We start from the raw sequence: 6,555 nt of genomic DNA, 5'->3' as shown, positions 1-6,555 counted from the left end.
GGATTTTTGGGGGGGGTGTCTGGGCCCTCTCTGCTCCTCCCCACCCCCCCAGCCCACCACGTGCGCGTCTCCCCGCCCTTCGGGGCGGTCCCACGCGGGTGACGTGCTGTCAGCTGGTGTGCGGCAGCCGCTCCGTGGTGGGCACGACACCCAGGCGGCCGGCCTGGAAGTCGTCGAAGGCCTGCTGGAGTTCGGCCTTGGTGTTCATCACGAACGGGCCGTAGTGGGCCATGGGCTCACGGATCGGCTGTCCGCCCAGGATCACGACCTCCAGGTCCGGGGTGTTCGAGTCCTGGGACTCGTCGGCCCGCACGGTCAGGGACGAGCCCGCGCCGAACACGGCCGTCTGTCCCATGTGGACGGGACGGCGGTCGGCGCCGACGGTGCCGCGTCCGGCGAGCACGTACACGAGCCCGTTGTAGTCCTCGCGCCAGGGCAGGGTCGCCTCGGCGCCGGGGCGGATGGTGGCGTGCACCATCGTGATCGGCGTGTGCGTGATGCCGGGGCCCTCGTGGCCGTCGAAGTCACCGGCGATGACGCGGAGCAGCGCGCCGCCGTCCTCGGTGGTGAGCAGCTTGACCTGGCCACCGCGGATGTCCTGGTAGCGCGGGTTCTGCATCTTGTCCTTGGCGGGCAGGTTCACCCACAGCTGGAGGCCGTGGAAGAGACCGCCGGACATGACGAGCGACTCCGGCGGCGCCTCGATGTGCAGCAGGCCCGAGCCGGCCGTCATCCACTGGGTGTCGCCGTTGGTGATGGTGCCGCCACCACCGTTGGAGTCCTGGTGGATGAAGGTGCCGTCGATGATGTACGTGACGGTCTCGAAGCCACGGTGCGGGTGCCAGGGCGTGCCCTTGGGCTCTCCGGGCGCGTACTCCACCTCGCCCATCTGGTCCATCATGATGAACGGGTCGAGGTGGCGGTAGTTGATCCCGGCGAACGCGCGGCGCACCGGGAATCCCTCGCCCTCGAAGCCGGTGGGCGCGGTCGTCACGGCGAGCACGGGGCGCGCCACGGCGTCCGCCGGCGCGGACACACGGGGCAGGGTCAGCGGGTTTTCGACGGTCACAGCGGGCATGGCGGCCTCCTAAGGTCTGCCATCAATTTAGTTGAACAGTGAACATCCTGCAAGCGGGTGGGCATTCCCGGACCGCTCCGTTCACTTCGAGCCATCGTGCGGTGACGGAGAGCGACCTCTCGGAACAGGGGTGAGCCGCGCCCGGCGGGCGGAGATGTGCCTCCGCCGCCGTGCTCAGCGATTCATCGGGGGACCGGTCGCGGTCAGCCGTACATCCGGCGCATGGCGAAGTCGACCATCTGCTCGACCGCCTTCGCGTCGAAGACCATCCGGTGCTCGCCCTCCATGTCGAGGACGAAGCCGTACCCGGTGGGCAGCAGGTCGATCACCTCGGCGCCGGTGATGACGAAGTACTTGGACTCCTTGCCCGCGTACCTGCGCAGCTCCTTGAGCGTGGTGAACATCGGGATCACCGGCTGCTGCGTGTTGTGCAGCGCCAGGAAGCCCGGGTTGTCACCGCGGGGGCAGTAGACCTTCGACGACGCGAAGATCTGCTGGAAGTCCTCGGCGGACATCGAGCCCGTGGTGAACGCGCGGACCGCGTCGGCGAGCGACGGCGGCGACGGCTCCGGGTACAGCGGCGGTGCCTGCTGCCCGTATCCGCCCATGCCGGCCTGCGGGGGCATGCCCTGCTGCGGCGGCGCGTACTGCTGCTGACCGCCCGCCCCGCCCGGGGTCCGCTCGTATCCGTACATGGGGGCAAGAGTACCGAGGGCGGGCGGGGCGGTGGGGCCGGGCGGCATTTCTGTAGCGGGGGCTAGATAAAGGGGAGCGGATGCTGCTACGTTATTTGTGTAGTGGCCGATACAGAATGACGGCACGGCACAGTCGTGGGCGCCGGCACATCCGGGCGCTCCGAGGGGGAGGAACAGCCATGACGGAACAGACGACCGGGGCGGTCCGGGCGGGCGAGCAGGCCGGTGCGGAGCACGTGCCGTACGCGCGGACGGTGCGGGGATCGGGGCCCGGGCTGCTGCTCGCGCACGGCGGGGGCGGTTCGGTCGAGGCCAATTACGGCCCGGTGCTCCCGGCGCTGGCAGCGGCCCGCACGGTCGTCGGCGCCGACTATCCGGGCACGGGCGGGACCCCGCGCGCCACAAGTCCGCTCCGGCTGGACGAGCTGGCCGACGAGCTGGTGGCCGCGGCGGACGCCGAGGGCCTGGACCGGTTCGCCGTGTCGGGGTACTCGCTGGGCGGCACGGTGGCGGTCCGCATCGCGGCCCGGCACCCCGAGCGGGTGACGGCTCTGCTGCTCACGGCCACCTTCGGCCATCCGTCCCCGCAGCTGCGGCTGGCCGCCGAGACCTGGCGCACCCTCGCCGCGGCCGGAGACCTGGACACCTTCGCCCGCTTCCTGCTCCCGTACGCCCTGTCGGACCGGGCGCTCCACGCGCTGACCGACGAGCAGCTGGCGGCGACCCTCGAGGAGATGGCCGCGACCGTCCCGCCCGGCTCGGGCGACCACGCGGACCTGGTGAGCCGGGCGGACGTCCGCGCGGACCTGGCCCGGATCACGGCGCCGACACTGGTGGTGGTGACGACGGAGGACCGCCTGGTGCCGCCCCTCGCCCAGCGGGAGCTGGCCGCCGCGATCCCGGGCGCACACGTCGCGGAGATACCGACCGGCCACCTCCCGTTCGCCGAACTGCCGGACGAGTGGGGCACGTTGATGGTGAAATTCCTGCGCGAGACCGGGGTGTGAGCGACCGGCGCGGACCCGTACCCGGCGCGGACCCGGCGGAGCGTTCCGTCACAGTTGACCCCAGAGGGGTTGATATTTATTACCGGCGGGTAGCATCCTGAAGGTTACTAGTTGGTATGCGTATGAGATCGGCTGCGGTCGATCCCTCCCGAGTCTTTACGGAGCCGTCGCCATGGGGCACTACAAGTCGAATCTCCGCGACATCGAGTTCAACCTCTTCGAGGTGCTCGGCCGCGACAAGCTGTACGGCTCCGGCCCGTTCGGGGAGATGGACGTCGAGACCGCCAGGAGCATCCTCGGCGAGACCACCCGTCTCGCCGAGAACGACCTGGCCGAGTCCTTCACGGACGCCGACCGCAACCCGCCGGTCTTCGACCCGGAGACGAACACCGCGCCGGTCCCGGAGACCTTCAAGAAGTCCTACAAGGCCTTCATGGACTCCGAGTACTGGCGCCTGGGCCTGCCCGAGGAGATCGGCGGCACCACGGCCCCGCGCTCCCTGATCTGGGCCTTCGCCGAGCTGATCCTGGGTGCGAACCCGGCGATCTGGATGTACTCCTCCGGCCCCGCGTTCGCCGGCATCCTCTTCGAGGAGGGCAACGAGGCGCAGAAGAAGATCGCCGAGATCGCCGTCGAGAAGCAGTGGGGCTCGACGATGGTGCTGACCGAGCCGGACGCCGGTTCGGACGTCGGCGCCGGCCGCACCAAGGCCGTGCAGCAGGACGACGGCTCCTGGCACATCGAGGGCGTGAAGCGGTTCATCACGTCCGGTGAGCACGACATGTCGGAGAACATCCTCCACTACGTGCTGGCCCGCCCCGAGGGCCACGGCCCCGGCACCAAGGGCCTCTCCCTCTTCCTGGTCCCGAAGTTCGAGTTCGACTGGGAGACCGGCGAGCTGGGCGAGCGCAACGGCGTGTACGCGACCAACGTCGAGCACAAGATGGGCCTCAAGGCGTCCAACACCTGCGAGATGACGTTCGGCGACCAGCACCCCGCCAAGGGCTGGCTGATCGGCGACAAGCACGACGGCATCCGCCAGATGTTCCGCATCATCGAGTTCGCCCGCATGATGGTCGGCACGAAGGCGATCTCGACGCTGTCGACGGGTTACCTGAACGCGCTGGAGTACGCCAAGGAGCGCGTCCAGGGCTCCGACCTCGCCGCCTTCGGCGACAAGGCCGCGCCCAAGGTCACCGTCACGCACCACCCGGACGTGCGCCGCTCGCTGCTCACGCAGAAGGCGTACGCGGAGGGCATGCGCTCGCTCGTCCTCTACACCGCCTCGGTCCAGGACGCGATCCAGGTCAAGGAGGCCTCCGGCGAGGACGCCTCGGCCGACCACGCGCTGAACGACCTGCTGCTGCCGATCGTGAAGGGCTACGGCTCGGAGAAGGGCTACGAGCAGCTCGCGCAGTCGCTCCAGACCTTCGGCGGCTCCGGCTTCCTCCAGGAGTACCCGATCGAGCAGTACATCCGGGACTCCAAGATCGACACGCTCTACGAGGGCACCACTGCCATCCAGGGCCAGGACTTCTTCTTCCGGAAGATCGTCCGCAACCAGGGCGCCGCGCTGAACGGTCTGGCCGAGGAGATCAAGAAGTTCCTCGCCGTGGAGACCGGCGGCGAGGAGCTGGCCGGGGCCCGCGAGTCGCTGGCCAAGGCCGCCGTCGAGCTGGAGGCCATCGTCGGCATCATGCTGACGGACCTGGCCGCCACCGAGCAGGACGCCAAGAACATCTACAAGGTGGGCCTGAACACGACCCGCCTGCTGATGGCCTCCGGTGACGTGGTCGTCGGCTACCTCCTCCTGAAGGGCGCCGCGGTCGCCGCCGAGCGGCTCTCCGGGGGTGCCGCCGGCAAGGACGCCGCGTTCTACCAGGGCAAGGTCGCCGCGGCCAAGTTCTTCGCGGCCAATGTCCTGCCCGGCGTCACCGGCGCCCGCAAGCTGGCCCAGGGCACCAGCGCCACGGGCCTCGACGTCATGGACCTCGACGAGTCCGCCTTCTAGTCCCCACCGCCCCAAATCGAGCCCGAGGCCCGTCTCTCCCTCCGGGGAGCGGCGGGCCTCACTCGTCTGCAGCTCCGGTGGGGCTTCTCGCGCAGTTCCCCGCGCCCCTGAGGCATGCGCTTCGCGCAGCCTCCCCTGATGAGATGCCGCACGAAGTGCGCATCTCAGGGGCGCGGGGAACTGCGCGACCAGCCACGACGAGACCGGCACCCGACCACAAGGGGCGAGCGCAGCTCGCTTCAGGGGCGCGGGGAACGGCGCGAGAAGCGGCCACCGGCCCGCGGACGACATGAGGGAGCCGCGCGTAGCGCAAGGCTTCAGGGGCGCGGGGAACGGCGCGGGAAGCCCCACCGGACCGGCGCCCGCGAGCGCGCAGCGACCCGGCGGACGGGTAGGCGCAGGACCACCCCAGGCAAGCGCCCAGCCCCCCGCACTACCCTGGCGACATGAGCACATCCACCGGCCCCTTCGACCGCGGCCACACCGACGACCTGATGACCTTCCTCGCGGCAAGCCCCACCCCGTACCACGCCGTGGCAACGGCAGCCGCACGCCTGGAGAAGGCCGGATTCAAGCAGGTCGCCGAGACCGACGCCTGGGACGGCGAGACCGGTGGGAAGTACGTCACGCGCGGCGGCGCGCTCATCGCCTGGTACGTGCCGCGGGGAGCCCAGCCCCACACCCCGTACCGCATCGTCGGCGGCCACACCGACTCCCCGAACCTGCGGGTCAAGCCGCAGCCCGACATGGGCAGCAACGGCTGGCGCCAGATCGCCGTCGAGATCTACGGCGGCCCGCTCCTCAACTCCTGGCTCGACCGCGACCTCGGCCTCGCCGGCCGGATCACCCTGCGCGACGGCAGCGAGCGCCTGATCGACATCGACCGGGCCCTGCTGCGCGTGCCCCAGCTCGCCGTGCACCTGGACCGCGGCGTGAACGTGGACGGCCTGAAGCTCGACAAGCAGCGCCACATGCAGCCCATCTGGGGCCTGGGCAGCGACGTCGACGAGGGCGATCTGCTCAGCTTCATCGAGGACGAGTACAGCCTGGAGCGCGGCTCCATCACCGGCTGGGACCTGATGCCGTACGCCATCGAGGCCCCCGCCTACCTGGGCCGCGACAAGGAACTCCTGGCCGGGCCGCGGATGGACAATCTGCTGTCCGTGCACGCCTGCACCGCCGCCCTCGCCGAGGTCAGCAAGCAGGAGGAGCTGCCGTACATCCCGGTGCTCGCCGCCTTCGACCACGAGGAGAACGGGTCGCAGTCCGACACCGGCGCCGACGGCCCCCTGCTCGGGAACGTGCTGGAGCGGTCGGTCTTCGCGCGCGGCGGTTCCCTGGAGGACCGGGCGCGGGCCTTCGCCGGCACCATCTGCCTCTCCTCCGACACCGGACACGCGGTGCACCCCAACTACGCCGAGCGCCACGACCCCACGCACCACCCGCGTGCCAACGGCGGCCCGATCCTCAAGGTGAACGTCAACAACCGGTACGCCACCGACGGCGTCGGCCGTTCCGTGTTCGTCGCCGCGTGCGAGAAGGCGGGCGTGCCGTACCAGGCGTTCGTCTCCAACAACGCGATGCCGTGCGGGACGACGATCGGCCCGATCACCGCCGCCCGGCACGGGATCAAGACCGTCGACATCGGCGCGGCGATCCTGTCGATGCACAGCGTGCGCGAACTGTGCGGCGCGGACGACCCGTTCCACCTGGCGAACGCGCTGACGGCCTTCCTGGAGGGCTGAGCCCGGAGCCCCGAGTTCC

The 6,555-nt window shown here is 70.4% G+C and carries 5 protein-coding genes; 3 read left to right on the top strand and 2 right to left on the bottom strand.

All coding sequences use genetic code 11. The features are described from left to right. Nucleotides 1-109: 109 nt before the first annotated feature. Both ACFVDP_RS36790 and ACFVDP_RS36785 read right to left on the bottom strand, forming a co-directional pair. Complete coding sequence (locus ACFVDP_RS36790) at nt 110-1,078, bottom strand: pirin family protein (protein ID WP_383499628.1); 969 nt, start codon at nt 1,076-1,078, stop codon at nt 110-112. A 203-nt stretch (nt 1,079-1,281) separates the two neighbouring features. Next, a complete protein-coding gene (locus tag ACFVDP_RS36785) occupies nt 1,282-1,773 on the bottom strand; it encodes an SseB family protein (RefSeq protein WP_353943488.1) in 492 nt (163 codons plus the stop codon). Nucleotides 1,774-1,952: 179 nt separating this feature from the next. Between ACFVDP_RS36785 and ACFVDP_RS36780 the strand changes: the two genes are divergently transcribed. From ACFVDP_RS36780 to ACFVDP_RS36770, 3 genes are all read left to right on the top strand, one after another. Then, complete coding sequence (locus ACFVDP_RS36780; RefSeq protein WP_383499625.1) at nt 1,953-2,780, top strand: alpha/beta fold hydrolase; 828 nt, start codon at nt 1,953-1,955, stop codon at nt 2,778-2,780. A gap of 172 nt (nt 2,781-2,952) precedes the next feature. Then, entirely contained in the window at nt 2,953-4,791 is a 1,839-nt protein-coding gene (locus ACFVDP_RS36775) for an acyl-CoA dehydrogenase (RefSeq protein WP_383499622.1), read from the top strand. Nucleotides 4,792-5,237: 446 nt separating this feature from the next. Continuing rightward, complete coding sequence (locus ACFVDP_RS36770) at nt 5,238-6,536, top strand: M18 family aminopeptidase (RefSeq protein WP_383499619.1); 1,299 nt, start codon at nt 5,238-5,240, stop codon at nt 6,534-6,536. Nucleotides 6,537-6,555: the final 19 nt, after the last annotated feature.

This window comes from Streptomyces sp. NPDC057694, assembly GCF_042799415.1.
In the GTDB taxonomy this organism is placed as follows: Bacteria; Actinomycetota; Actinomycetes; order Streptomycetales; family Streptomycetaceae; genus Streptomyces.
Note: the sequence above shows the minus strand (reverse complement) of the source record. Positions and strands in the feature narration are given on the sequence as shown.

What these genes read in the sequence shown, in the direction of transcription:
- ACFVDP_RS36790 (WP_383499628.1), bottom strand. Translation starts at nt 1,078, where the DNA reads ATGCCCGCTGTGACCGTCGAAAACCCGCTGACCCTGCCCCGTGTGTCC.
- ACFVDP_RS36785 (WP_353943488.1), bottom strand. Translation starts at nt 1,773, where the DNA reads ATGTACGGATACGAGCGGACCCCGGGCGGGGCGGGCGGTCAGCAGCAG.
- ACFVDP_RS36780 (WP_383499625.1), top strand. Translation starts at nt 1,953, where the DNA reads ATGACGGAACAGACGACCGGGGCGGTCCGGGCGGGCGAGCAGGCCGGT.
- ACFVDP_RS36775 (WP_383499622.1), top strand. Translation starts at nt 2,953, where the DNA reads ATGGGGCACTACAAGTCGAATCTCCGCGACATCGAGTTCAACCTCTTC.
- ACFVDP_RS36770 (WP_383499619.1), top strand. Translation starts at nt 5,238, where the DNA reads ATGAGCACATCCACCGGCCCCTTCGACCGCGGCCACACCGACGACCTG.